Here is a 25,190-nt window from a genome sequence, read left to right on the forward strand (position 1 = left end):
CATGCCCTGCGAGACCTTGTCTTTACCGCAGGCTGCGTAATTTCAGAATCAACCCAACCCCAAGCAAGCCCTGGATCAGGTAAAACCCCGTGGAAGCCCCATGCAGGATGCCGAACCGCGTCCTGGCGCCGTCACTCATGACACCGCCCGTCAAGGCCGCTGCTTCACGCAGGCTGGCCATGAAAGGCTGCAGGCAGAAATAGCCGGCCACGGTGCAAGCCAGCATGAGCAAAGTGAAACGCAGCAAGGTCTTGCGCAACGGCGCCGCATCGTCATGGGTGCGATAGCTGAACAGCAGCGTCAGCAGGATGCCGCAAGCCACCGTCAGCCAGGCCTCGATGCGGAACAGATTGCCGGCGATGGTGCCGGCCAGCACACGGTCCGGCAAGGTGGCGAACAAGACTGGCGCCACCAGGCCGCCTATCGTCCACAAACTACCGACCCACAAGGTCGCGACTAACAATCTGCATCGCACTACAAACATCGCTGCTCCTGGATTTTCTGATCGAATGCTGCATCGGCGCCACCGGCCGTCTTCATGGCGACGCTTTAGACGTAGCGGACTTCCAGGATTTCATACTCGCGGATGCCGGACGGCGCTTGCACGCCGACCACGTCGCCCGCGGTCTTGCCGATCAGCGCGCGGGCGATCGGCGAAGTCACGGAAACCTTGGACAGCTTGATATCGGCTTCATCGGTGCCGACGATCTGATAAGTGACCTTGTCGCCCGACTCCAGGTCTTCCAGATCGACCGTGGAAGCAAACACCACGCGCCCGTCCGCATCGAGAGTTGACGGATCGATAACCTGTGCGGCGCCCAGCTTCCCTTCCAGGTCGGCAATCCGGCCTTCGACAAAACCCTGGCGCTCTTTCGCCGCATCGTAATCCGCGTTTTCCGAAAGATCGCCATGTGCGCGCGCTTCCGCGATGGCCTTGATGACGGCCTGACGCTCCTTGGTTTTCAAATGATGCAACTCATCTTTCAACAATTGCGCGCCATGCTTGGTAAGAGGTACTGAGCTCATAGGGATGGTATTCAACAAATATTAAATAAGGTTCATGACGCAAGGGTGCGCCAGGCACACGATAAAAGGTCACGGAGGTCAAAAACGCACCGAAAAAAGATGCGCTGATGACCTCCGCAGGAACTTCTGTAGCTAAATTGTAGGCTTCGACTGCTGCCAGGCAGTCGCAATCGCAGCCCGGAAGCGATTCAGGATGCGCCTAGGCACATCCTGATCTGAGCTTAGTGTAAGGTTTTATGCAGCCCTTGTAAATCATAGACGTGCAACTCGTCCAGATGACGCATGCCTTCGACCGCAGCCTCTGCACCGGCAATCGTGGTGTAGGTGGTGGCATGGGCCGCCAGCGCCGAAGTGCGGATCGCACGCGAGTCGACAATCGCGCTGCGCTTTTCTTCGACCGTGTTGATCACCAATGAAATTTCATTGTTCTTGATCATGTCGACCACATGCGGACGTCCTTCGACCACCTTGTTGACGGTTTCCACAGGAATCCCGGCAGCGCTGATGGCGGCCGCCGTACCCTTGGTCGCCACCACGGTGAAGCCGATCGCTACCAGGTCCTTGGCGACCTGGACCGCGCGCGGCTTGTCGCTGCCCTTGACGCTGAGGAACACCTTGCCTGAAGTCGGCAACTTGATGCCGGCGCCCAGCTGCGACTTGACGAACGCTTCGCCGAAGGTCTTGCCAACGCCCATCACTTCGCCGGTGGACTTCATTTCCGGGCCGAGAATGGTATCGACGCCAGGGAATTTAACGAAGGGGAATACCGCTTCCTTGACGCTGAAATACTTCGGCACCACTTCATTCTTGATGCCCTGGCTGTCGAGCGACTGGCCAACCATGCAGCGGGCGGCGATCTTGGCCAGTTGCAGGCCGGTTGCCTTGGACACGAACGGCACGGTACGCGAGGCGCGCGGATTGACTTCCAGTACGAACACCACGTCCTGGCCATCGATCTGCTGGATCGCAAACTGCACGTTCATCAAGCCGACCACATTCAAGCCCTTGGCCATCAGCGAGGTCTGGCGCTTGATCTCTTCGATAGTTGCCTGCGACAGCGAGTAAGGCGGCAGCGAACAGGCCGAATCGCCGGAGTGCACGCCGGCCTGCTCGATATGCTCCATGACGCCGCCGATGAAGGTGCGCTCGCCGTCGGACAGGCAGTCGACGTCGACTTCGATGGCGTCGTTCAGGAAGCGGTCCAGCAGCACCGGCGAATCGTGCGAGACCTTGACCGCTTCGCGCATGTAGCGCTCGAGGTCGCGCTGCTCGTGGACGATTTCCATCGCCCGGCCGCCCAATACGTAGGAAGGACGCACCACCAGCGGATAGCCGATTTCCTGCGCCAGGCGCAGAGCGTCTTCTTCCGTGCGCGCGGTGCGGTTAGGCGGCTGGCGCAGGTTCAGGTCGTGCAGCAGTTTCTGGAAACGCTCGCGGTCTTCGGCGGCGTCGATCATGTCAGGCGAAGTGCCGACGATAGGCACGCCGTTGGCTTCCAGGTCCAGCGCCAGCTTCAAAGGCGTCTGGCCGCCGTACTGCACGATCACGCCGTACGGCTTTTCCTTGTCGACGATTTCCAGCACGTCTTCCAGCGTCACCGGCTCGAAATACAGGCGGTCCGAGGTGTCGTAGTCGGTCGACACGGTTTCCGGATTACAGTTGACCATGATGGTCTCGTAGCCGTCTTCGCGCATCGCCAGCGCCGCATGCACGCAGCAGTAATCGAATTCGATACCCTGGCCGATACGGTTAGGACCGCCGCCCAGCACCATGATCTTTTTCTTGTTGGTCGGGTTCGATTCGCACTCTTCCTCGTAGGTCGAGTACATGTAAGCGGTATTAGTCGAGAACTCGCCGGCGCAGGTGTCGACCCGCTTGTAGACCGGACGGATATTCAGCGCCAGGCGCTTCTTGCGGACGTCAGTGTCGGTGGTCTTCAGCAGCTTGGCCAGGCGGCGGTCGCCAAAGCCCTTTTGCTTGAGGCGGAACAGCGTGTCGCGGTCCAGCGCTTCCAGCGTCTGGCTGTTTTCCAGCCACAGCTCGATATCGACGATTTCCTTGATCTGCGACAGGAACCATGGATCGATATGGGTCAGCTGATGCACTTCTTCCAGCGTGAAACCCTGGGCGAACGCGTCGCCGACATACCAGATGCGGTCCGGGCCCGGCTCGCCGAGTTCTTCTTCGATGACTTCGCGGTCCTGGGTCTTTTCGTTCATGCCGTCGACGCCGACTTCGAGGCCGCGCAGGGCTTTCTGGAACGATTCCTGGAAGGTGCGGCCGATCGCCATCACCTCGCCCACCGATTTCATCTGGGTGGTCAGGTGGTTGTCGGCAGTCGGGAATTTTTCAAATGCAAAACGCGGGATCTTGGTGACCACGTAATCGATCGAAGGTTCGAACGATGCAGGCGTAGCACCGCCGGTGATTTCATTGCGCAACTCGTCCAGCGTGAAACCCACCGCCAGCTTGGCCGCGATCTTGGCGATCGGGAAGCCGGTCGCCTTCGACGCCAGCGCAGAAGAACGCGAGACGCGCGGATTCATTTCGATGACGATCATGCGGCCGTCGGCCGGGTTGACCGAGAACTGCACGTTGGAACCGCCGGTATCGACGCCGATTTCACGCAGCACCGCCAGCGAGGCGTTACGCATGATCTGGTATTCCTTGTCGGTCAGGGTCTGCGCCGGCGCGACCGTGATCGAGTCGCCGGTATGCACGCCCATCGGATCCAGGTTTTCGATCGAGCAGACGATGATGCAGTTGTCCGCCTTGTCGCGCACCACTTCCATCTCGTACTCTTTCCAGCCGATCAGCGATTCTTCGATCAGCAGTTCCTTGGTCGGCGAGGCTTCCAGGCCGCGCTTGCAGATGGTTTCGAATTCTTCTGCGTTGTAGGCGATGCCGCCGCCGGTGCCGCCCATGGTGAACGACGGCCGGATGATCACCGGGAAGCCGAGTTCCTTCTGCACGCCCCAGGATTCATCCATGGTGTGGGCGACGCCGGAACGGGCCGAACCGAGACCGATCTTGGTCATCGCTGCCTTGAACTTGGAACGGTCTTCAGCCTTGTCGATGGCTTCCGGCGAAGCGCCGATCAGCTCGACCTTGTACTTTTCCAGGATGCCATGGCGATGCAGGTCGAGCGCGCAGTTGAGCGCGGTCTGGCCGCCCATGGTCGGCAGGATCGCGTCCGGTTTTTCCTTGGCGATGATGCGTTCCACCGCTTGCCAGGTGATCGGCTCGATGTAGGTGACGTCCGCCATTTCCGGGTCGGTCATGATGGTCGCAGGGTTGCTGTTGACCAGGATGACTTTGTAGCCCTCTTCGCGCAGCGCCTTGCAGGCCTGGGCGCCGGAATAGTCGAACTCGCAAGCCTGGCCGATGATGATCGGACCGGCGCCGATGATCAGAATACTTTTTAAATCACTACGCTTAGGCATTTTTATTTTTCTCCAACATCGTTTGATTCATCAGTTGAATGAAACGATCGAACAAGGGGGCGATGTCATGCGGGCCAGGCGACGCTTCCGGATGGCCCTGGAAGCAGAACGCCGGCTTGTCGGTGCGGGCAAAGCCTTGCAGCGAACCGTCAAACAACGATACGTGGGTCACGCGGCAATTCGCCGGCAGGGTCGCGCCATCGACGGCAAAGCCGTGATTTTGCGAGGTGATCAGCACTTGCTTGCTGTCCAGGTCCTGCACCGGATGATTGGCGCCGTGATGGCCGAACTTCATCTTCAGCGTCTTGGCGCCGGATGCCAGCGCCATGATCTGGTGGCCGAGGCAGATGCCGAAGGTCGGCACGCCGCGCTCGATCAGTTCCTTGGTGGCGGCAATCGCGTAATCGCAAGGCTCCGGATCGCCAGGGCCGTTGGACAGGAAAATGCCGTCCGGATTCAGCGCCAGCGCATCGGCAGCGCTAGCCTGGGCCGGCAACACGGTGATCTTGCAGCCGCGCTGCGCCAGCATGCGCAAGATGTTGAACTTGACGCCGTAATCGAAAGCCACGACGTGGTACTTCGGCGTGATTTGCTGGTCATAGCCGCGGCCGAGACGCCATTCCGTCTCGCTCCAGCTATAGGCCTTGGTGGTCGATACCACCTTGGCCAGGTCCATGCCGGCCAGGCCGGGGAAGCCGCGCGCCAGTTCCAGCGCTTTCGCGGTAGCCGCAGCGATATCCGACTCGCCGGCGACGATGGCGCCGCCCTGCGCGCCTTTTTCGCGCAGGATGCGCGTCAGCTTGCGGGTATCGATGCCGGCGATGGCGACGATATTCGATTCCTGCAGGTAGGCGTCAAGTGTCTGGGTGGAGCGGAAATTTGATACCAGGCGCGGCAGATCGCGGATGATCAGGCCGGCGGCGTGGATCTGGGAGGACTCGATATCCTCTGGATTGACGCCGGTATTGCCGATATGCGGATAGGTGAGCGTGACGATCTGGCGGCTGTAGCTTGGATCGGTGAGGATTTCCTGGTAGCCGGTCATGGCGGTGTTGAATACGACTTCACCTGTCGTATGACCAACTGCGCCAATGGAAATACCTTGGAAAATCGTCCCATCTGCTAGCGCGAGGATGGCCGGTACGGTGAGGCCAGAAAAAAATGGCTGCAAGGGGTAACTCCTGATGTTGTTACCGCCGCTGCGCTGCGCCAAACGACCGCTATAAAACCCCAAACAGTGTTGATTTGGCGGCTTTATCAGTCTTTTTGGGACGAAATGGAAGGTGGTATGCGCTACGGCGGAGTAAATTGGGCTAAACCCTGCAATTATAGCCGACAACCACCTGCCCGGCAATCTGAACCGATGCCATGACTAGGGTTTTTGTATAAATAATTACGTAAAACGATTGCCGTTAATGCGAAGACAACAAACCTGACAAACGATGCTCATTACTACAGCCAAACCGCCAGATCTGCCAATAATTGTCAGCTTGCTGGTTTGGCATTCAAACAAGCAGTTGCAGATCGCCGGGACCACGCCCCTCTCCGCAACTGCATTTTCATGATTCCTGCTTACTCGCCCAGGGCAGCAATGCCGGCCTTGGCGATCTGCACGTCTTCAGTCGACTTCACGCCGGATACGCCGACCGCGCCCAGGTACTCGCCGCCCACCACGATTGGCACGCCGCCTTCGAGCAGACCTTCCAGGTTTGGTGCAGTAATGAACGAAAAACGCCCATTATTGATCATGTCTTCGTAAATCTTCGATTCGCGCTGACCCAGAGCGGAGGTCTTGGCCTTGGCAGGCGAAATATGAGCCGAAATCGGCGCCGCCCCGTCCATGCGCTGCAGCCACAGCAGATGACCGCCGTCGTCGACGATGGAAATCGTCACCGCCCAGTGATTCGCGAGCGCCTCAGCCTCTGCGGCAGCGGCAATTTTCTTGACATCATCGAGTGTCAACACTTGTTTCGATTTCATTTTTGCTCCTTGTGAAAATAACTGATTATTGTACTTTAGTGCTCTGCAATAGGCATCAGCAGCAACCACCTTCCATCCAGATTATTTCTGGTCCGATATTTGCTTTACAGAAATTGCAAAAACGAATGCAGTCTCAATCAGTTGTCGGACAAGCCCGATATTAATTGCAATATTGTCATGCTATAGTAGCGCCCTTTCGCCTCTCCGGTTTGACAGGCGCTTCTTATTCACTTACATTCATGCGGTCGTAATGTCACAGAGCCCATCTAACACGATGACGATTAAAGAAGCCTTCCCCTTTTTCCAGACCTTGGCCCTGGCCTGCACGCTGATCGCCAGTTTGTGGCTGTGCTCCCCCGCGCGAGCGTCCGACATTACCGTTTTCGAAGCTCAGCCCCAGCCAACCACTACCACCCGCAACAAATTCCAGCAATTTACCGACCGCGCCTCGGAACTGGCTGTAAGCGCGATGGGCATGATCGGCATTCATTACAAATACGGCGGCAACAATCCTGAAAACGGTCTCGACTGCAGCGGCTTGGTGCGTTATGTATTCAAAGACGCCTGGGGCGTCAACGTTCCACGCACCGCAGCCGAATTGAGCCGCAGCGGCGAAAAGGTCGACAAGCAGGACTTGCAGCCGGGTGACCTGGTGTTCTATAACACCTTGCGCCGCAGCTTCTCCCATGTCGGCATCTACCTCGGCGACAACAAGTTCATCCATGCCCCATCCACTGGCGGCAAGGTGCGCATCGAGAGCATGGACCTGGCCTACTGGAAATCGCGCTTCAACGGCGCGCGCCGCATCAACGACCCGGAACCGGACGGCGACAACCATCAATAAACCGGTTGCAGATTTTTACCGGACGCAAAAATCCCCTGCCAGTGCAAGACTGCCAGGGGATTTTTTATCGGCCTTGCAAAAAAATGATAACCAAACACCTAAAACAAGCGGCTTTTCCCCCTACCGATCCACCGCAGCGATAGCATGCAAGCATAAGAATCAGACGGGACAGACTTCAAGGGTAAGCATGATGCGCAAATGAACCATCCAAAGTTCTTGCAACTAGATGCACCGCAAACAAATCTTGACAAACCAGCCATGCCGCAAGAAGATCACGCAATGGAACGCCTAGCCACCCTGGAAGCAAAATTTGATGCCGTGTTGCCCACCCTGGCAACACGGGCGGACGTTCAGTCCCTGAAAAGCGAAATTCACAAAGTGGCCAGCGAAACGCATAAGTGGATGCTGGCGACCGTTATTGGCCTGTTCCTCGGATTCGGCGGCCTGTTCCTGGCCATGAGCAATACTCTCAAGCCGGCGCCGCAATCATCGGCACAAGCGCCAGTGGTGATACAGTTACCGGCTACCCAGCCGCAAAACCTCATCCAGAACTAAGCCGGTCGCGGCCGTTCCCGCCTGCCTCCGGCGCCACGCACAGCTACTCCTCGCGCTTTTCCTTCAGTTTCTTCTTGATAATCGCCATTTGCGCCATGGCCGCCTGCTCGCCCGCCAGGATCGCTGTATTGCGGGCGGCGAAGTCATTGCCCTTCATCGTCCCCAGTTCGGGACGGATCACTATATCCGCGTCTTTCAGCTCATAGCTGTTGATGCTCTGGCCCATGATGGCAAAGGTCTGCAGCAGCACATCGACCGAACTGGAAGCTGCCTGCGCTTCCGGCGATGCGGAGATATTCACGGCAATCACGAAATCCGCACCCATTTCATGGGCAAAACGCACAGGCACCGGCGACACCAGGCCGCCATCGACATATTGCCGGCCGCCGACAAGCACCGACTGGAACACACCAGGAACGGCCGAAGAAGCGCGCACCGCAGTTCCGGTATTGCCGCGCCTGAACAAGATCGGCGCGCCGGTGTTCAGATCTGTCGCCACCGCGCCGAACGGTATCTTCAGTTTTTCGATCGGCACATTGTGGATGGTCTTGTTGACGTAGTTCTGGATCGCTTCGCCCTTCAGCACGCCGCTGACTTTTGCAAAAAACGGCACCGACCAGTCTGAGATCGCCGCCTCGTCCATCTGCAGCGCAATCTTTTGCAGCGCAAAGCCGTTGTTGCCGGCCGCGTACAGGGCGCCGACCACGCTGCCGGCACTGGTGCCTACAACGATGTCCGGCACGATGCCTTGCGACTCCAGCGCCTTGATCACGCCGATGTGGGCAAAGCCGCGTGCTGCGCCGCCACCCAGCGCCAGGCCGATCTTGACCGGCTTGCTGACTTTCGGTTGCACCGTCGGCACCACCGCCACCGGCGGCGCCGGCGTTGTTGTCAGGCTGCCGCCGCAAGCGGACAGGACGGCGCACAGGGCCAGGCTGATGGCAAAACGCGGGGACAGGTATATAGATGGCATGGCGGTCGGCAAGGTTGGCGAGCAAAAAAGGGCGACGAGCTGTCGCCGCAGAATTGTAGCCGATGTTAGGGCTGTCAGCCGCCGTGCTGGTTCAATCTTCCGCTTCGGCAACGATCGAGCTTGCCGGCAGCCTGACGGTAAAGACGCTGCCCTCGCCCGGCCGCGACTCCACGCCCAGGGTGCCGTGATGGCGCAGCAGCACATGCTTGACGATCGCCAGGCCAAGGCCGGTGCCCTGGGTTTCCCGCGAGCGGCTCTTGTCGACCCGGTAGAAGCGTTCGGTCAGGCGCGAGATATGTTCGCTGCTGATGCCGATGCCGGAATCCCTGACTACCAGCTGCGGCCCGGCCTTGCTGTTTTGCCAGGCGATGTGGATTTTTCCGCCGGCCGGGGTGTAGCGCACTGCGTTCGAGATCAGGTTGCTGAAAGCGCTGCGCAGCTCGTCGCTGCTGCCGTTGATGTCCGGCCCGTCGATCGCCAGCGACAGCACATGCTTGCCGGCCGAGAGGATTTCCGCTTCCAGCAGCAGGTTATGCAGCATGGCGTCGATATTCACGGGTTCCGGCCGCAGCGGGTAATCAACCGATTCCAGCCGGGTCAGGGTCAGCATGTCGCCAATCAGGTTTTGCATGCGATGGCCTTGCTCGGTCATCAGCTGCAAATGCGCGGAACGGGTCTTCTGGTCGAGGTCGGGCTGGGCCTGGGCAATCTCCAGGAAGCCGTTGATGACGGTCAGCGGCGTACGCAGCTCGTGCGAGGCATTGGCGATGAAATCGCGGCGCATCATGTCGATCCGCTCCGACTCGGTGGCGTCGTGCGTCACCAGGATCTGGCGCCGGTTTTCAAACGGAATGATCTGCACGATCAGCTTGCGTTCGCGCAGGCTCAGCGTCAACGGCTGGTCGTAGCGGCCAAGGATGATGTAATCGATGAAATCCGGAGTGCGGATCAGGTTGGTGACGCGCATCCCTTTGTCGCGCCCGTGCTGCAGGCCCAGATGCCGTTCGGCAGCAGGATTGCACCACTCCAGGAACAGCACGTCGTCCATGATGACGACGCCGTCCGGCAACAGATGCATGGCCTGGCGAAAGCGCGCCAGCCATTCGCTCAGCTCGGTCTGGTGCTTTTCATCGTCGCGCCGCAGCCGGTACAGGCGCGAGAAAATATCGGTCCAGGCGCCCCAGCCGTCCGGCAGCTTCTCGCTGCGCGGGTTATCCAGCCAGCCGCTGAGACGGAACAGGTAATGCAGCTGCACCACCACCGCCACCGACATCAGGGACAGGCCCAGCAGCAGGCCGGGGACAGCGCCAAACAAGGCCCAGACCACGCCTGAGACGACAAAGATCAACAGGATCCGCAGCAAGGCCGGGATCCAGAACAGCATCTGTGGATTCATAAATCACTAATTTGCGATGGGAGCATCGGTTAAGCCACCCAGCCGGACGAACCGGACAGGCAATCTGCCAGAGCCAGGCCAACTTGTATTTTGCGCTACTTTGCCGAGAGCATGTAGCCAACGCTGCGCACTGTGCGGATCAGGTGTTCCGATTCCCGCAGCGCCTTGCGCAAGCGCAGCACGTGGACATCGACGGTGCGCTCTTCAATCACCACGTGGTCGCCCCATACCTTATCCAGCAGCTGGCTGCGGGAAAAGACCCGGTCCGGATTCGCCATGAAAAATTTCAGCAGGCGATATTCGGCGTGGCCGATGTCGATCTTCTGGTTCTCCAAACACACCGAACAACTGGCCGGATCGAGCGATACCGCGCCGGCCGACATCATGCCCGGCACCTCATCGCCGCCCTTGCGCCGCAGCAGGGCTTTCACCCGCGACGTCAGCTCGCGCGGCGAGAACGGCTTGGTCATGTAGTCGTCGGCGCCATTGTCCAGGCCCTGGACCTTGTCTTCTTCCATGCTTTTCGCGGTCAGCATCATCACCAGCATGGATTGCAGCTGGCGGTCGGCGCGCATTTGCGACAGCAGGCGCAGGCCGCTCTGGTCCGGCAGCATCCAGTCCAGCAAGACCAGGTGCGGCATGCGGCGCTGGACGAACTCCCAGCCGTCGGCCGCGGTATGGACGATGGATGGCGTCCAGCCTGCTTCCTTGATAGTGAAGCCTATCAATTCGGCAATTGCCGGCTCATCTTCGATGATCAGGATAGAGGTTTTATCGGCGGCCATATTTCAGTACGCGGTTAATCTTCATCAGGAACATTAAATTTCGTCGTCGAGCTGGCTGGTTGCATAGTCGGTATGGCGGATATCCTTGCCTTCGACAATATAGATCACGTATTCGGCGATGTTCTTGGCATGGTCGCCGATGCGCTCGACCGCCTTGGCCACCCACAGGGTATCCATGGAAGCCGAAATGGTGCGCGGATCTTCCATCATGAAAGTGATCAGGTTGCGCATGATCGAACGGAAATCGCGGTCGATCACGGCGTCCTGGGCGATCAGGCGCATCGCCTGCTTCTCGTCCAGCCGCGCCAGCGCATCCAGCGCATCGTGCAGCAGATCGGCAGCACCGCTGGCGATCACGCGCACCGTTTCGGTATGGTCGATGGTGCCGATGCCGCGCTTGTGCAGATGGATCGCCGTGCGGGCGATCTTGGCGGCTTCGTCGCCGATGCGCTCGAGGTCGGTGATCACCTTGATGGTCGCCATCACGGTGCGCAAATCGTTGGCAGTCGGCTGGCGGCGCACGATCAGGTGGCTGCAGGCATCGTCCAGCTCGACTTCCAGGCGGTTGACCTGGTCGTCATCCTTGATCACCCGCTCCGCCGAATCCAGGTTGCCGTTGCGGAAAACGTTGATGGCTTCCTGGAACTGCCGCTCAACCAGGCCGCCCATGAGCAACACCTTGGAGCGGATGGTTTCCAGGTCGGTGTCATACTGTTTTGAAGAGTGTTCGCCAGTCATCTGATTTCTTTCTGTGCTTTGCAGTGTGTATTCTTAGGCTGGGCGGTATCAACCGAAACGGCCAGTGATGTAGTCCTGGGTTTCCTTGCGCGCCGGATTCATGAAAATCTGGTCGGTCTCGCCGAATTCCACCAGCTCGCCCAGGTACATGTAAGCGGTGTAGTCCGAACAGCGCGCCGCCTGCTGCATGTTGTGGGTGACGATGGCGATGGTGTAGTCCTGCTTGAGTTCGCTGATCAGCTCTTCCACCTTGGCCGTCGAGATCGGATCCAGCGCCGAAGTCGGTTCATCCAGCAGCAGCACGTCAGGACGCACCGCGACGCTGCGGGCGATGCACAACCGTTGCTGCTGGCCGCCGGACAAGCTCAGGCCGCTCTTGTTCAGCTTGTCCTTGACTTCGCCCCACAAGGCGGCTTTCGACAACGCCCATTCGACGCGCTCGTCCATTTCTCCCTTGGGCAGGTTTTCGTAGAGGCGGATGCCGAAAGCGATATTGTCGTAGATCGACATCGGAAACGGCGTCGGTTTCTGGAACACCATGCCGACCTTGGCGCGCAGCATGTTCAAGTCTTGCCCCGGCTCCAGGATATTGCGGCCGGCGTAGATGATCTTGCCTTCGGCGCGCTGGCCGGGATACAAGTCGTACATGCGGTTGAGCGTGCGCAGCAAGGTCGATTTGCCGCAGCCCGAAGGGCCGATGAATGCCGTGACTTTCTTTTCGTTCACTTGCAGATTGATATTCTTCAAGCCCTGGAAATTACCGTAAAAGAAATTCAGCTGCGAGATTTCTATGGTCGGCGGCTTCATAGGCGCCTTTATCGAAGTCATATCGAGTTGATTCGGTTTCATTGAGGTTTGCATGATAAGGATGGCAATCTAAGTGAATACATTAACCTGAAATTAGCCCGGAATTTTCTGGCTGAATAATGACCGCGATACGATGTTCAAGGCCAGCACGCTGAAGGTAATCAGCAGCGCCCCGCCCCATGCCAGCGGCACCCAGTTGTCAAACGGGCTCATCGCAAACTGGCTGATGACGACCGGCAGGTTGGCGATTGGCTTGTTCATGTTGGTGCTGAAGAACTGATTGTTCAAAGCAGTGAACAGCAGCGGCGCCGTTTCACCGGCGATACGCGCTACCGCCAGCAGCACGCCGGTGACCACCCCCGCCTTGACTGCGCGCAGACGCACCAGCAAGGCCACTTTCCAGCGCGGCGCACCGAGTGCGAACGCCGCTTCGCGCAGATTGCCAGGCACCAGTTTCAGCATGTTGTCGGTAGTCCGCACCACGACCGGCACCGCAATCAGCGATAGTGCGAAGGAACCAGCCCAGCCTGAGAAGTGGCCGACCTTGGCGACGTAGATCGCATACACGAACAGGCCGATGACGATCGACGGCGCCGACAGCATGATGTCGGTCACGAAACGCGTCACCTGCGCCAGCTTGCTTTCCTCGCCATACTCGGCCAGGTAGATGCCGGCCAGGATGCCGATCGGTGTGCTGATCACTGTCGCCAGGCCGACCAGCATCAGGCTGCCGATGATCGGATTCAGCAGGCCGCCTGCACCGGAACCGGGCGCCGGCGTGTTCAGCGTCAGGATGCCCAGGTTGAGGGCGCCGAAGCCCTTGATCACCAGGGTCGCCAGGATCCATGCCAGCACGGCGATCCCCAGCGCCATCGCCAGGAACGACAGCACCATGCCTAAACGATGCATCAGCAGGCGCTTGCGGTAGACCTGGTTGACCGGAGCAGCCAGGACGTCGGTATCGATTTGTGGAGAATTCATTATTTGGCCCCTTCTTTACGGGACATGCCCATCAACATGATTTTGGCGATCGACAGCACGATGAAAGTGATCACGAACAGGATCAGGCCCAGCGCAAACAAGGCCGACACGTGCAGCGTGCTGGACGCTTCGGCGATTTCATTCGCCAGCGTCGATGCGATACTGTTGCCAGACGCGAATAGCGACCACGACAAGCGCTGCGCATTGCCGATCACGAAAGTGACCGCCATGGTCTCGCCCAGCGCCCGCCCGAGGCCAAGCATGACGCCGCCGACGACGCCGGTCTTGGCATACGGCAGCACCACCTTGCGCACCACTTCCCAGCGGGTGCAGCCAAGGCCGTAGGCCGACTCTTTCAGTACCGCAGGGACGACTTCAAAGACGTCGCGCATGACGGAGGAAATGAACGGGATGATCATGACCGCCAGGATCAGGCCGGCAGTCAACAGGCCGATACCCATTTTGGGGCCGCTGAACAGGACGCCGATGACCGGCACATTGCCCAGCGTGGAGGCGAGGAAGGGCTGGCCATATTGGGCAAACAGCGGCGCAAACACGAACAAGCCCCACATGCCATAGATGATGCTTGGCACGCCGGCCAGCAACTCTACCGCGGTGCCGAGCGGCCGGCGCAATTTGGCTGGGCAGATTTCAGTCAGGAACAGAGCGATGCCGAAACTGACCGGGAACGCGATCACCAGCGCAATGAAGGACGTCACCAGGGTGCCGACGATGGCGATCATGGCGCCGTAATGGTCGTTGACCGGATCCCATTCGACAGTGGTGATGAAGGAAGGACCGAATTCGTGGAATACCGGCCAGGCGCCGATTGCCAGACAGACGATGATCCCCAGCAGGACGAACAGCACGATCAGCGAAAACAGCAGCGTAACCTTGTGGAACAGGAAATCCTGGATCCGTTGCTTGCGCATGGTGGCCAGCAAGGTCTGATGGGATATGCCCGCCTGTTCAGCGGTGCTTGCCTGGGGTGAGATCGATTGTGCCATGACAGGAATATTTGCACTCATGAGTAGCGATATCCGATGAAGAATAAGATGCGGCGGCAAAACATCCAGCAGCCGGACCGCGCTCGACCTGGAGATGTTTCGCGTGGGGGACTAGGGTTACAACTAAACAAAATTCAACGACACGGGCGCGTCTCAATCTTTCCTGAGCAGCCGCCCGCTGTACTTCTGCACTTTCTGCACTTTCTGCATCGGCAAACACTGCTGCTCTCAGACTAAGTCAGCCTGAGAGCAGCCTAAAACAATTACCAGACAGCCTTGCCTGCATTGTCCTTGATCTGCGCTTTCCAGGACTCTTCCACCAGTTTCACGACCGACTCAGGAATTGCAACATAGTCCAGTTCGGTAGCCGATGCGCCGCCGTTCTTGTAAGCCCATGCGAAGAATTTCAGGACTTCCTTGCCCTTGGCTGCATCAGCCTGGGTTTTATGCAGCAGGATGAACGAAGCGCTGGTGATAGGCCAGCTGGTCTTGCCGGCTGCATCTGTGAAATCGACTGCAAAGCCTGGCGTCTTGGCCCAGTCGGCGCCAGCTGCGGCGGCCTTGAAAGTTGCATCGTCCGGCTGCACGAAGCCGCCGTCGCGGTTCTTCAGCTGTGTGTGCAGCAGCTTGTTCTTCTTGGCGTAGGCATATTCAACATAGCCGATCGAACCCTTGATATTTTGCACGTTGGCGGAAACGCCTTCGTTGCCCTTGCCGCCGACGCCGACTGGCCACTTGACTGCAGTACCGGCGCCAACGCCGCTCTTGAAGTCAGGGCTGGTCTTCGACAGGTAGCTGGTGAACACGAAGGAAGTGCCGGAACCGTCAGCGCGGTAAACCACGGTGATGTCGGCTGCCGGCAGCTTGACGCCTGGATTGAGGGCGGTCAGTTCAGGAGCATTCCACTTGGTGATCTTGCCCAGGTAGATATCGGCCAGAACAGGACCGGTCAGCTTGATTTCGCCAGGAGTCACACCATCCAGGTTCACAACCGGCACCACGCCGCCCATGATCGCCGGGAACTGCGCCAGGTTGTCAGCGTCCAGGTCTTTCGGCTGCAGCGGCATGTCGGAAGCGCCGAAATCGACGGTCTTGGCTTTGATCTGCTTGATGCCGCCGCCGGAACCGATCGACTGGTAGTTCAGGCTGTTGCCGGTGGCGCCCTTGTAGGCTTCAGCCCACTTGGAGTAAATCGGATAAGGAAAAGAAGCGCCGGCGCCGGTAATCTCGGCAGCCATGACTGAAGAAAACGCTACTGTCGAACCCATTGCGAGAATGGCGGCTTTAACGAGGTGGTTCAATCGCATTTATTACTCCCTTGTTGACTATAGATATGGTGTGCCCAGGTCCAGACTGTTGTGAAATTAATCTCCTTGCAAGGAAGCTAATTTCACAACAGCCCCTAAGACAGGGCGAACTCTAACCAAGATTTATGACAGCTTTATGACGAAGAAAAAATGAATGTTAAGGACATTAGATTGCCAGTAAAATAACAATTGCTGCACTGCAATTTAAGAGGGTGAAACTGGGCCTATCATGCCGATCCGCTAAGCTCCATGACATTGCAAAACCTTTCAAACTCTTCCATTTTCTTCATCAAGCTGTCATATTCACTGCATACACTCCGCCCTAACCATGAGACCAGCCGCCTGATTCATGAACAAAAAAACCAAGTCGGACAATGATACGAAGCAATTTAGCGCCCGGTTAGGCGCCAATCCGAGCTTTCTGAATCGCGAATTGTCACAACTTGCCTTCAATCGCCGCGTCATGGCTCAGGCAGAAGACCGCCATGTACCTCTGCTGGAACGATTGCGATACTTATGCATAGTCAGCAACAATCTCGATGAATTTTTTGAAGTCCGTATCGCCAGCCTGCTGGCCAACAGCCAGATCGAAGGAAGCAGCGCCGAATCGCCGGCCCTGACGGCAGCGCTGGAGCGCACCAGCATCGAGTGCCACCAGATCGTGGACCGCCAGTACGCCATCCTCAACCAGACCATCCTGCCGCAACTGTCGGCCAGCGGCATCCACTTGCTGCGGCACAGCGACCGCAACGAAGAACAGCGAGCCTGGGTAAAAGCCTTCTTCGACCAGGAAATCCGGCCGCTGCTGACTCCCATAGGGCTGGACCCAGCCCACCCCTTTCCCCAGGTAGTCAACAAAAGTCTCAATTTCATTGTCGAAATGGCCGGCAAGGACGCTTTCGGACGCAGCACCTCGATCGCCATCATCAAGGCGCCGCGCGTGCTGCCGCGCGTGATCCGCCTGCCGGACGTGCTGTCGCCCAGCGGCGTCTCGTTCTGCCTGCTGTCTTCGATCATCCATGCCCATATCGGCGATCTGTTCAGCGGCCGGCAGATACTGGCCTACTCGCAGTTCCGGGTGACCCGCAACAGCGACCTGTGGGTGGATGAAGAGGAAGTGAAAAACCTGCGGCAGGCCCTGCAAAGCGAATTGCAGAGCCGCCAGTTCGGCGTCGCCGTCAGGCTGGAGGTGGCTCGCAACTGTCCGCACCATCTGGCGCACTTCCTGCTCGAACAGTTCGCCATCGCCCCCAACCGCCTGTATGCCGTCGATGGCCCGGTCAACATGGTGCGCCTGTCGGAAATGATTGACCAGATCCACGTTCCCGAGCTGCGCTTCCCGCCCTTCGCCGCTGGCCTGCCGCCGCAGCTCGATTCGGGCGGCGACATTTTCGAACAGCTGAAGCAGAAAGATATCCTGCTGCACCATCCCTTCCAGTCGTTCCAGCCGGTCGTCGATTTCGTCCGCTCAGCGGCTTTCGACGGCAATGTGGTGGCGATCAAGCAGACGATTTACCGCACAGGCATGAATTCCGACCTGATGGAAGCGCTGATCCTGGCGGCGCAACGCGGCAAGGAAGTCACTGTGGTGGTGGAACTGATGGCGCGTTTCGACGAAGAAGCCAATATCAACTGGGCCGACAAGCTGGAGCGTGCCGGCGCCCAGGTGGTGTACGGCGTGGTCGGCCTGAAAACCCATGCCAAGCTGTCGCTGGTGATCCGCCGCGAGCGCGACAAGGAGGGCAACGGCGAACTGCGCTATTACGCCCATCTCGGCACCGGCAACTACCATCCGACCACCACCAAGCTGTACACCGACTTTGGCCTGCTCACCTCGAACCAGAAGCTGGCGACCGAGGTCAACGAAGTCTTCATGCACCTGACCAGCCTGACCAAGCCCAAGAAAATGGATTACCTGTGGCTGGCGCCGTTCCTGCTGCAGAAGGAAATCATCCGCGCCATCCACAATGAAGCGGAAATCGCCCGCAAAGGCCGGCCGGCGCGCATCGTCGCCAAGATGAACGCCTTGCTGGACGAATCGGTCATCCGCGCCCTCTATGAAGCGTCGGCCGACGGCGTCAAGATCGAGCTGATCGTACGCGGCGCCTGCGCACTCAGGCCCGGCGTACCCGGCCTTTCCGAGAATATCCATGTGCGCTCCATCATCGGCCGCTTCCTCGAGCACAGCCGCATTTATTACTTCCGCAACAATCTGCAACACGATGTCTACCTCGCCAGCGCTGACTGGATGAACCGCAATCTGTTCCGCCGGGTTGAAGTTGGCTTCCCGGTACTCGACAAGACGCTCAAGCGGCGCGTCATCAACGAAGGCCTGACGCCTTATCTGAAAGACAATACCAACGCCTGGGTGCTGGGATCTGACGGCAACTGGAACAAGCCCAGGCAGCATCGACGGCAAAAGCAATACAATGCGCAGCGCCACCTGATGCTGGCGCTGGGTGCGCTCTCTCCCTCCCATACCGCTACCCACTCGGCAAACAAGTGAGCAAGGAAACAACATGGAATTGATCCTATGGCGTCACGCTGAGGCGGAAATCGGTGAACCGGACGAGGGCCGCGCCCTCACTGGCAAAGGCCACAAGCAGGCTTGGAAAATGGCCGACTGGCTGGACCGCAACCTGCCGCACAGCTGCAAGATCATCAGCAGCCCTGCCACCCGCACGGTGCAGACCGCCGAGGCGCTGGGCCGCAAATTCAAGACTCACCCCGACCTGGCGCCCGACTGCAGCGCCGCGCAGTTGCTGGCGGTCGCCAACTGGCCCAACAGCCGCGAACCGGTCCTGATCATCGGCCACCAGCCGACGCTGGGCCAGGCTGCAGCCTTGCTGGTGGCCGGCCACATGCAAGAATGGTCGATCAGGAAAGGCAACATCTGGTGGATTGCACAGCGCGAGCGCGGCGACATCACTACCAACTTCCTGAAAGCAGTCATGTCGCCGGATCTGATCGCTAAATAGAAGCCCGTTCGAAAACCTGCATGACACGCTGGCAGGTGGTATATTTGCGGCCAGCCGTCTAAATGTATTTCGATTTATACCGTTGTTGTGAAACTACAGGATTTTTGCGGCATTTCTGTGCATAAGATAAAATGGGACATGCATTGCATAATTTGCAACTATTGATCCCGTTGTACTGGACCACCCGAGAGGTAAGGCATGCTCTATCAATTCCACGAATTCAACCGTTCTCTGCTGCATCCGCTGGTGCAATGGGCAGACGCCGGCACCAGGCTGTTCACCGATCCGATCTCGCCGCTGGCCCACACGCCGTTCGCGCAACGCATCGCCGCCGGTTACGAACTGATGTACCGCATCGGCAAGGATTATGAAAAGCCGACCTTCGACATCACCAGCACGCTGATCAAGGACAAAGAAGTCGGGATTACCGAAGCAGTCGCCACCTCGCTGCCGTTTTGCCGCTTGTTGCATTTCAAGAAAGACCTGAGCAATAAAGAAGCCGCCGCCCTCAAGCAGCCGACCGTCTTGCTGGTGGCGCCGCTGTCGGGCCACCATTCGACGCTGCTGCGCGATACCGTGCGCGGCCTGCTGCCAGAGCACGATGTCTACATCACCGACTGGACCGACGCCCGCATGGTGCCTGCCAGCGCCGGCGCTTTCCATCTGCATGACTATATATATTACGTGCAGGCCTTCATCCGCCTGCTGGGCCCGGACCTGCATGTGATTTCGGTCTGCCAGCCAACCGTACCGGTACTGGCGGCGATTTCGCTGATGGCGACCGAGAAAGACAGCCACCTGCCGAAAAGCATGACCATGATGGGCGGCCCGATCGATCCGCGCAAATCGCCGACCGAAGTCAACAACCTTGCCACCGACAAGCCGTTCAGCTGGTTTGAAAACACCGTCATCTATAGCGTGCCGGCCAATTACCCTGGCTTTGGCCGCAAGGTCTACCCGGGTTTCCTGCAGCATGCCGGCTTTGTCGCCATGAACCGCAGCCGCCATGCCCAGAGCCACTGGGATTTCTACATGCACCTGCGCGAAGGCGACAACGAATCGGCGGAAAGCCACCGCAAGTTCTACGACGAATACAATGCGGTGCTGGACATGCCGGCCGAATATTATCTGGAAACGATCAAGACGGTGTTCCAGGATTTCAGCCTGCCGCAAGGCACCTGGGAGATCGAAGGCAAGCTGGTGCGGCCGCAGGACATCAAAACCGTGGCGCTGTTCACCATCGAAGGCGAACTGGATGATATTTCCGGCCCGGGACAAACCCAGGCAGCCCACGATTTGTGCAGCTCCATTCCAAAAACCAAGAAGCAGCATTTCACGGCCGACAAATGCGGCCATTTCGGCATCTTCTCAGGGCGCCGCTGGCGCGAGATCATTTGCCCGAAAATAACCGCGTTCATCAAGGCCAACGCCTGAACGTTAGCGCTATCGCCTGATGCCGCAGCGATGAAGCCGTTCCTTCCTCAGGAACGGCTTTTTCATTTGGGGCGGCATCACCTTGCAGCGCCGGCCTTGCCGCCCCGGTATAATACGGGCCATGTTGTCATCATCCAGTCTCCCGCCGCCAGTGCCCGCGCCATCCTCGCCCTCCCTCGCCGACCGCATCGAAGCGCTGCTGCCGCAGACCCAGTGCACCAAGTGCGGCTATCCCGCCTGCCGGCCGTATGCCGAAGCCATCGCCGACGGCAGCGCCAGCTATAACCAGTGCCCGCCCGGCGGCCAGGAAGGCGTAGCCCGGCTGGCGCATCTGCTGCAATTGCCGCCGGTTGCACTCAATCCCTTAAACGGCGCCGAGCGCCCGCGCCCGGTTGCCGTCATCGATGAGGCCGTCTGCATCGGCTGTACGCTCTGCATCCAGGCTTGCCCGGTCGATGCGATTGCCGGCGCCGCCAAACAGATGCATACGGTCATCGCCGATCTTTGCACCGGCTGCGACCTCTGCGTTGCGCCCTGCCCGGTGGACTGCATTACGATGGTGGACGCCAGCGCCGGTCAGACCGGCTGGGATGCCTGGAGCCAGCAGCAGGCCGACGATGCGCGCGCGCGCCATGATTTCCGCAGCTTCCGGCTGCGTCGCGAGAAGCAGGAAAATGACGATCGCCTGGCGGCCAAGGCGGCAGAGAAGCTCAAAGCAGTCGCGGCAGAGTCGGCAGCGACGCCGGAACAGCAAGCCGAACAGTTGCGCAAGAAAGCCATCATCCAGGCAGCCATCGAACGCGCCCGCCTGAAGAAAGAACAACAAGCCGAACAGGCTGCCAAGGACTCGCCATGAATGCCGAAAAACGCCGGGAAATATTCACTCGCTTGCGCGCCGCGTTGCCGCATCCGACCACCGAACTGGAATACACCTCGCCGTTCGAACTGCTGATTTCGGTGATCCTGTCAGCGCAGGCGACCGACGTCTCGGTCAACAAGGCGACCCGTAAGCTGTACCCGGTCGCCAATACGCCGGCACAGATCCATGCGCTCGGCGTCGATGGCCTGATTCCCTACATCCAGACCATCGGCCTGTACCGCACCAAGGCCAAGAACGTGATCGAAACCTGCCGTATGCTGGTGGAGTTGCATGACGGCCAGGTGCCGCGCACCCGCGAACAGCTGGAAGCGCTGCCCGGGGTCGGCCGCAAGACCGCCAACGTGGTGCTGAATACCGCTTTCGGGGTGCCGACGATTGCCGTCGACACGCATATCTTCAGGGTGTCGAACCGCACCGGAATCGCCCCTGGCAAGGATGTCGATGCGGTAGAGCACAAGCTGATGAAGCTGGTGCCTGCCGAATTCCTGCTGGACGCCCATCACTGGCTGATCCTGCATGGCCGCTATACCTGCATCGCCCGCAAGCCGCTATGCTGGAATTGCAGCATAGCCGACCTGTGCGACTTCAAGGCCAAGACACCGTTGCCGGAAAAAGGGATCTGAACCCATGTCGCATTCTCATCCGCACACCGAACATCACTTTGAAGCCAGCGACACGGTACGCGATATCGTGATCGGCATGGCAGACGGCCTGACGGTACCGTTCGCGCTGGCAGCGGGCATCAGCGGCGCGGCGGTCGGCATCGATATCGTGGTCACCGCCGGCGTCGCGGAAATCGCCGCCGGCTCGATCGCCATGGGCCTGGGCGGCTACCTGGCCGGCCGCACCCAGCGTCAGCATTATTATGCCGAGCGCGAGCGCGAAGAACAGGAAATCCTCAAGGTGCCGCATCGCGAGCGCAAGGAAGTGATCGATATCATGGCGCAATACGGCGTTACTAAACAGGAATGCGAGCCGATGCTGGCCGGCCTGGAGCGCAATCCGGTAGCCTGGCGCGACTTCATGATGCGCTTTGAACTGGGGTTGGAAGAACCGCAAGCGGGCGCCGCCCGGAAAAGCGCCATCACCATCGCGCTCTCCTACCTGGTCGGCGGCCTGATTCCGCTGGCGCCGTACATGCTGATGCACTCGATTCCGCAAGCGCTGGCGGCTTCCACCGTGGTCACATTGCTGGCCTTGTTCATATTCGGCTTCCTGAAAGGCAGCGTCACCGGCACCGGCGCCTTCAAGTCCGCGCTGCAAACCCTGATGGTAGGCGGCCTGGCCGCCGCCGCTGCCTTTTCCATTGCCAGACTGATCAGTTAATTATCCATGTTCAATCCATCACTACATAGCATGAATACGTAAATTTCGATAATTATCATACACTTAACGACGTTTTTAGCTTCCAAACACTGTATATATACAGCACTGTATAGCACCATATAAAACAGTGACTTACAACTGTATTTTGGACGATTTATTGTACGGCGTAATTTGGAAAATCTACAGACAAGACGGGCGCTGGTTCGGGATTATAGTCTTGGCTTTGCAGCCATTTGTTCCGATTAATACCCGACGTTCAACGCAGAGGTCATCGATGCCGCACCACTGCGTTTTAAGAGGCGAACGCTACGATCAGATCAGGGCACAATTCTAATTTGAACTCTGTCCTGCAAAGACAAGATCAACACGGTCTCGAAACTTAATTACATCACGGGTCGATATCACCGGATCATGCGCTCCATTCTCAATCGGCTTTCCAAGCAGTGCTTCGAGGTTGCGCTTGACGATGATCCGTGAAATATCCGAGATACCGTTGATTTCTAATAAGCACTTCAGACTCGCTATTGCCGCTAACTTTGAGCTCTCATCCGCACTTTTCCCAAGTGCAAACAGCATGTCTGAAAAATCCATATATGTTATTTCCTCGCCTTCCGCACGGACTGTCTGAATTAATGTGTCCACCTTCGTTGCGAGAGCGATATAGAGAATTGTATTTCGTCTGCTAGACTGGACAGCCGGCTTCAGTTTAAGAAGTGCGGCGAGTGCCATCATCAGCACTGAAATGGCTGCACCTAAGGCGCTAAATAACGCCGTACGAATATCCTTGAGAGGACTAGTAGCCGGCTCATCTGCCTTCCCTAAAACTTCCTCACTACGTAGAACGAACTTTGGTTCGATACGCGGCCTGCTGCTCTTGAGCAACGCAGCAATTGAGAACGCCTCGCCTTCCAATGCCTTCGGGATAGTGATAACAATTCTGTCGTCATACTTCTTCGATTCGATGGTCAATCCACTATTGTTTTCAATTGACGCTGCTGCTAGCGATCCTCCTGGAACTGACAATTCAGCGCGTATTGCCGTTAGAGTCTTCTTGCCCGCATTTGAAACTCTTAACGAAATTACTTGTTCTTGGACCCCGTCAATCGCTATCTGAGGGCCAGCCACAAGAGCGTATTGAAGAACGGCCCTTGGCTCAGCAATGACCTCATACAATTTCGGCGCTATTGAGAAGAATCCGGCGATCAACGCCGGCGTGATCGCGTAGAGCAACACTTGTTTGAATTCTATCTTCATGTGTCAGTTGATTTGGTAAACCTGTGATTGATTATTCTAACTTCTACATACACCGGCGATGCAGGGCTCAATCACATTACGTCCGGTGAAAATAGGTCACTTGGTGGATGGTCACGGCCATCGCTTCTTTCGGCGGATTTCCGCGGGACTGCCGTCGAATAACTGGAAGAACTCATTCATATAGGGAACGTGGTGAGCGCTTCTGTCAGTTCTCAGATTGTAGTCGCACGCTTGCCGCGCGATTTCTCCCAAAAGCGATAACGCAGGGCGGATCACCGCAAAAACACGAACCATTGCATAGGGAGTGGCTATCTCATGCTGCGCAGGCAAGACAAACGCATTTTCACTCGACAGCAGGCGCCCATCCATTCCATGCTGCTGCACGTAAATTGAATTCTCGATCAGGTCATGGATTGCCTTTGCTTGAGCTTCGTGACGATAACGTTTCTGAGACGGCACATCAAACTCAAGGACCTGGGAAAGAATGGCGTCCCAAGCCACCAATGGATCACCGTAGCCGCTTGGTGTTGACGCAAGCGAGTCAAGATTGTAGTAGCGTGATTTTTTTGCGAACTCCGACAAGAAATTCAATATCTGAGCTTCAAGGGAACCTATAGCCGGCACTACAAATGATGTCACTCCAATAGCGGATGCAATCGGTTCGCAGTCATTGTAAAGACGAACTAGATTGTGACCAGGTCGCTCAATTTTCTCTTTGGACGGCGGACTGAAAGAATTTTTTCTCATGTGCTCAATAATGAGCACCAGTTTCAGAACGCGCTCCAAAGCGGTAGAAAGTTGGAAAAAACCGGTATAGAACGTTGCTTTGTCTGGGAACTGCGCGTTACGAAGAGCGGTAAGACCGGCGGCAAGGCAACCTTGAGCCAAAAATCCTTCATTTTGTAGTGCGGAGAAAGTGGGGCCAAATGTCATTGGAGTATCGACTAACTTTGTTATTGGACGACAGGTTTGCTATATTCCCGCCCCAACTTCCTGGCCAGCAGCTTCTGGAAATATATACCCTTAGGCAACTATAGCTTAATCTTTGAATAAATCACATCGAATTGGCCACTATGCTGTCAACAGGTAGGGTCCAGGATTGTGATTCCTGTTGTCGCGGGTTCGAGTCCCGTCAGCCACCCCAAAAAATTCAATGAAATCAAACAGTTATATGATTGCTTGAATTTCATATCGTGAAATTAACAACGGAAATCACGATTTAACAACGAAGCCCATCTTAACGGTGGGCTTTTTTGCATTTAATTCCAATATTCACAACGAATTTTCCTAAAAATTATCGTCTCTATTCGTTATCATCTGAATAATATATTCTCAGATTGAGCTTCCCCTGAAATTTCGTCTTCCACAGGTGACGTAAAATTGACGTTACTTTGGGAAGGCAAGAAATGAAGATTTCAAGAAGTTCATACACGGCGGAATTCAGGGAACTGGCAGTCAAGCGGGTCAATGCCGGCG

General features: G+C 57.6%; 23 protein-coding genes. 8 read left to right on the forward strand and 15 right to left on the reverse strand.

The window, feature by feature from the left end; genetic code table 11:
• Positions 1-22: 22 nt before the first annotated feature.
• The 5 genes from VNZ65_RS03055 to VNZ65_RS03075 form a co-directional block, all read right to left on the reverse strand.
• Entirely contained in the window at positions 23-484 is a 462-nt protein-coding gene (locus VNZ65_RS03055) for a DUF4149 domain-containing protein (protein ID WP_325665948.1), read from the reverse strand.
• 65 nt (positions 485-549) lie between these two features.
• A complete protein-coding gene (gene greA / locus VNZ65_RS03060; RefSeq protein ID WP_061941616.1) occupies positions 550-1,026 on the reverse strand; it encodes a transcription elongation factor GreA in 477 nt (158 codons plus the stop codon).
• 221 nt (positions 1,027-1,247) lie between these two features.
• Positions 1,248-4,469, reverse strand: a complete 3,222-nt coding sequence (carB, locus tag VNZ65_RS03065) for a carbamoyl-phosphate synthase large subunit (RefSeq protein WP_325665951.1) — start codon at positions 4,467-4,469, stop codon at positions 1,248-1,250.
• The gene (gene carA / locus VNZ65_RS03070; protein ID WP_325665953.1) at positions 4,462-5,640 is read right to left on the reverse strand and encodes a glutamine-hydrolyzing carbamoyl-phosphate synthase small subunit; all 1,179 of its coding nucleotides are present in this window, start codon (positions 5,638-5,640) and stop codon (positions 4,462-4,464) included. Before carA ends, carB begins: the two co-directional genes overlap by 8 nt.
• Before the next feature lie 401 nt (positions 5,641-6,041).
• Positions 6,042-6,449, reverse strand: coding sequence for a heme-binding protein (locus VNZ65_RS03075; protein WP_325665955.1), 408 nt, complete (start codon positions 6,447-6,449; stop codon positions 6,042-6,044).
• 274 nt (positions 6,450-6,723) lie between these two features.
• On the opposite strand from VNZ65_RS03075, the gene VNZ65_RS03080 reads away from it, so the two are divergent.
• Positions 6,724-7,293, forward strand: coding sequence for a C40 family peptidase (locus VNZ65_RS03080; protein WP_325665957.1), 570 nt, complete (start codon positions 6,724-6,726; stop codon positions 7,291-7,293).
• A gap of 198 nt (positions 7,294-7,491) precedes the next feature.
• Positions 7,492-7,848 carry a hypothetical protein gene (locus VNZ65_RS03085; protein ID WP_325665959.1) on the forward strand — a complete coding sequence of 119 codons (357 nt, stop codon included), beginning with the start codon at positions 7,492-7,494 and terminating at the stop codon, positions 7,846-7,848.
• Positions 7,849-7,891: 43 nt separating this feature from the next.
• Here VNZ65_RS03085 and VNZ65_RS03090 read toward each other — a convergent pair whose 3' ends face one another.
• The 8 genes from VNZ65_RS03090 to pstS all read right to left on the reverse strand — a co-directional run bounded on the left by VNZ65_RS03090 (position 7,892) and on the right by pstS (position 15,842).
• Positions 7,892-8,821 carry a patatin-like phospholipase family protein gene (locus tag VNZ65_RS03090; protein WP_325665961.1) on the reverse strand — a complete coding sequence of 310 codons (930 nt, stop codon included), beginning with the start codon at positions 8,819-8,821 and terminating at the stop codon, positions 7,892-7,894.
• A gap of 91 nt (positions 8,822-8,912) precedes the next feature.
• Positions 8,913-10,217 (reverse strand): phosphate regulon sensor histidine kinase PhoR, encoded by a 1,305-nt coding sequence (gene phoR, locus VNZ65_RS03095; RefSeq protein ID WP_325665963.1) that lies wholly within the window; start codon positions 10,215-10,217, stop codon positions 8,913-8,915.
• A gap of 95 nt (positions 10,218-10,312) precedes the next feature.
• The gene (locus VNZ65_RS03100) at positions 10,313-11,002 is read right to left on the reverse strand and encodes a winged helix-turn-helix domain-containing protein (RefSeq protein WP_061941630.1); all 690 of its coding nucleotides are present in this window, start codon (positions 11,000-11,002) and stop codon (positions 10,313-10,315) included.
• A gap of 33 nt (positions 11,003-11,035) precedes the next feature.
• Positions 11,036-11,740, reverse strand: a complete 705-nt coding sequence (phoU, locus tag VNZ65_RS03105) for a phosphate signaling complex protein PhoU (RefSeq protein WP_325665966.1) — start codon at positions 11,738-11,740, stop codon at positions 11,036-11,038.
• 48 nt (positions 11,741-11,788) lie between these two features.
• The gene (pstB, locus tag VNZ65_RS03110) at positions 11,789-12,589 is read right to left on the reverse strand and encodes a phosphate ABC transporter ATP-binding protein PstB (protein WP_231880090.1); all 801 of its coding nucleotides are present in this window, start codon (positions 12,587-12,589) and stop codon (positions 11,789-11,791) included.
• A gap of 51 nt (positions 12,590-12,640) precedes the next feature.
• Positions 12,641-13,528, reverse strand: coding sequence for a phosphate ABC transporter permease PstA (gene pstA / locus VNZ65_RS03115; RefSeq protein WP_325665969.1), 888 nt, complete (start codon positions 13,526-13,528; stop codon positions 12,641-12,643).
• On the reverse strand, positions 13,528-14,535 hold the full coding sequence (gene pstC, locus VNZ65_RS03120; protein WP_414649028.1) for a phosphate ABC transporter permease subunit PstC: 1,008 nt from the start codon (positions 14,533-14,535) through the stop codon (positions 13,528-13,530). Before pstC ends, pstA begins: the two co-directional genes overlap by 1 nt.
• Positions 14,536-14,798: 263 nt before the next feature.
• On the reverse strand, positions 14,799-15,842 hold the full coding sequence (pstS, locus tag VNZ65_RS03125) for a phosphate ABC transporter substrate-binding protein PstS (RefSeq protein ID WP_325665973.1): 1,044 nt from the start codon (positions 15,840-15,842) through the stop codon (positions 14,799-14,801).
• Positions 15,843-16,191: 349 nt separating this feature from the next.
• Here pstS and ppk1 point away from each other — a divergent pair, with 349 nt between their 5' ends.
• From ppk1 to VNZ65_RS03155, 6 genes are all read left to right on the forward strand, one after another.
• Positions 16,192-18,348, forward strand: coding sequence for a polyphosphate kinase 1 (gene ppk1 / locus VNZ65_RS03130; protein ID WP_325665975.1), 2,157 nt, complete (start codon positions 16,192-16,194; stop codon positions 18,346-18,348).
• Positions 18,349-18,361: 13 nt separating this feature from the next.
• Positions 18,362-18,820, forward strand: a complete 459-nt coding sequence (locus tag VNZ65_RS03135; protein WP_325665977.1) for a SixA phosphatase family protein — start codon at positions 18,362-18,364, stop codon at positions 18,818-18,820.
• A 198-nt stretch (positions 18,821-19,018) separates the two neighbouring features.
• On the forward strand, positions 19,019-20,254 hold the full coding sequence (locus VNZ65_RS03140; RefSeq protein ID WP_325665979.1) for a polyhydroxyalkanoate depolymerase: 1,236 nt from the start codon (positions 19,019-19,021) through the stop codon (positions 20,252-20,254).
• A 121-nt stretch (positions 20,255-20,375) separates the two neighbouring features.
• Positions 20,376-21,110, forward strand: coding sequence for an electron transport complex subunit RsxB (rsxB, locus tag VNZ65_RS03145; protein ID WP_325665981.1), 735 nt, complete (start codon positions 20,376-20,378; stop codon positions 21,108-21,110).
• A complete protein-coding gene (nth, locus tag VNZ65_RS03150; protein ID WP_325665983.1) occupies positions 21,107-21,757 on the forward strand; it encodes an endonuclease III in 651 nt (216 codons plus the stop codon). The genes rsxB and nth overlap by 4 nt, the downstream gene beginning before the upstream one ends.
• Before the next feature lie 4 nt (positions 21,758-21,761).
• The gene (locus VNZ65_RS03155) at positions 21,762-22,460 is read left to right on the forward strand and encodes a VIT1/CCC1 transporter family protein (protein ID WP_325665985.1); all 699 of its coding nucleotides are present in this window, start codon (positions 21,762-21,764) and stop codon (positions 22,458-22,460) included.
• Positions 22,461-22,790: 330 nt separating this feature from the next.
• Here the strand turns inward: VNZ65_RS03155 and VNZ65_RS03160 are convergent, their stop codons facing one another.
• Positions 22,791-23,714: a hypothetical protein gene (locus VNZ65_RS03160; protein WP_325665986.1), complete on the reverse strand. Its 924-nt coding sequence runs from the start codon at positions 23,712-23,714 to the stop codon at positions 22,791-22,793.
• A gap of 111 nt (positions 23,715-23,825) precedes the next feature.
• Positions 23,826-24,647, reverse strand: a complete 822-nt coding sequence (locus VNZ65_RS03165) for a hypothetical protein (protein WP_325665988.1) — start codon at positions 24,645-24,647, stop codon at positions 23,826-23,828.
• Positions 24,648-25,190: the final 543 nt, after the last annotated feature.

The organism is Collimonas sp. (assembly GCF_035566555.1).
GTDB lineage: Bacteria > Pseudomonadota > Gammaproteobacteria > Burkholderiales > Burkholderiaceae_D > Collimonas.

Excerpts from the sequence above, each read along its gene's own strand:
- VNZ65_RS03055 (WP_325665948.1), bottom strand. The coding sequence starts at position 484 with ATGTTTGTAGTGCGATGCAGATTGTTAGTCGCGACCTTGTGGGTCGGT.
- greA (WP_061941616.1), bottom strand. The coding sequence starts at position 1,026 with ATGAGCTCAGTACCTCTTACCAAGCATGGCGCGCAATTGTTGAAAGAT.
- carB (WP_325665951.1), bottom strand. The coding sequence starts at position 4,469 with ATGCCTAAGCGTAGTGATTTAAAAAGTATTCTGATCATCGGCGCCGGT.
- VNZ65_RS03075 (WP_325665955.1), bottom strand. The coding sequence starts at position 6,449 with ATGAAATCGAAACAAGTGTTGACACTCGATGATGTCAAGAAAATTGCC.
- VNZ65_RS03080 (WP_325665957.1), top strand. The coding sequence starts at position 6,724 with ATGACGATTAAAGAAGCCTTCCCCTTTTTCCAGACCTTGGCCCTGGCC.
- VNZ65_RS03085 (WP_325665959.1), top strand. The coding sequence starts at position 7,492 with ATGAACCATCCAAAGTTCTTGCAACTAGATGCACCGCAAACAAATCTT.
- VNZ65_RS03090 (WP_325665961.1), bottom strand. The coding sequence starts at position 8,821 with ATGCCATCTATATACCTGTCCCCGCGTTTTGCCATCAGCCTGGCCCTG.
- phoR (WP_325665963.1), bottom strand. The coding sequence starts at position 10,217 with ATGAATCCACAGATGCTGTTCTGGATCCCGGCCTTGCTGCGGATCCTG.
- VNZ65_RS03100 (WP_061941630.1), bottom strand. The coding sequence starts at position 11,002 with ATGGCCGCCGATAAAACCTCTATCCTGATCATCGAAGATGAGCCGGCA.
- phoU (WP_325665966.1), bottom strand. The coding sequence starts at position 11,740 with ATGACTGGCGAACACTCTTCAAAACAGTATGACACCGACCTGGAAACC.
- pstB (WP_231880090.1), bottom strand. The coding sequence starts at position 12,589 with ATGAAACCGAATCAACTCGATATGACTTCGATAAAGGCGCCTATGAAG.
- pstA (WP_325665969.1), bottom strand. The coding sequence starts at position 13,528 with ATGAATTCTCCACAAATCGATACCGACGTCCTGGCTGCTCCGGTCAAC.
- pstC (WP_414649028.1), bottom strand. The coding sequence starts at position 14,535 with ATGGCACAATCGATCTCACCCCAGGCAAGCACCGCTGAACAGGCGGGC.
- pstS (WP_325665973.1), bottom strand. The coding sequence starts at position 15,842 with ATGCGATTGAACCACCTCGTTAAAGCCGCCATTCTCGCAATGGGTTCG.
- ppk1 (WP_325665975.1), top strand. The coding sequence starts at position 16,192 with ATGAACAAAAAAACCAAGTCGGACAATGATACGAAGCAATTTAGCGCC.
- VNZ65_RS03135 (WP_325665977.1), top strand. The coding sequence starts at position 18,362 with ATGGAATTGATCCTATGGCGTCACGCTGAGGCGGAAATCGGTGAACCG.
- VNZ65_RS03140 (WP_325665979.1), top strand. The coding sequence starts at position 19,019 with ATGCTCTATCAATTCCACGAATTCAACCGTTCTCTGCTGCATCCGCTG.
- rsxB (WP_325665981.1), top strand. The coding sequence starts at position 20,376 with ATGTTGTCATCATCCAGTCTCCCGCCGCCAGTGCCCGCGCCATCCTCG.
- nth (WP_325665983.1), top strand. The coding sequence starts at position 21,107 with ATGAATGCCGAAAAACGCCGGGAAATATTCACTCGCTTGCGCGCCGCG.
- VNZ65_RS03155 (WP_325665985.1), top strand. The coding sequence starts at position 21,762 with ATGTCGCATTCTCATCCGCACACCGAACATCACTTTGAAGCCAGCGAC.
- VNZ65_RS03160 (WP_325665986.1), bottom strand. The coding sequence starts at position 23,714 with ATGAAGATAGAATTCAAACAAGTGTTGCTCTACGCGATCACGCCGGCG.
- VNZ65_RS03165 (WP_325665988.1), bottom strand. The coding sequence starts at position 24,647 with ATGACATTTGGCCCCACTTTCTCCGCACTACAAAATGAAGGATTTTTG.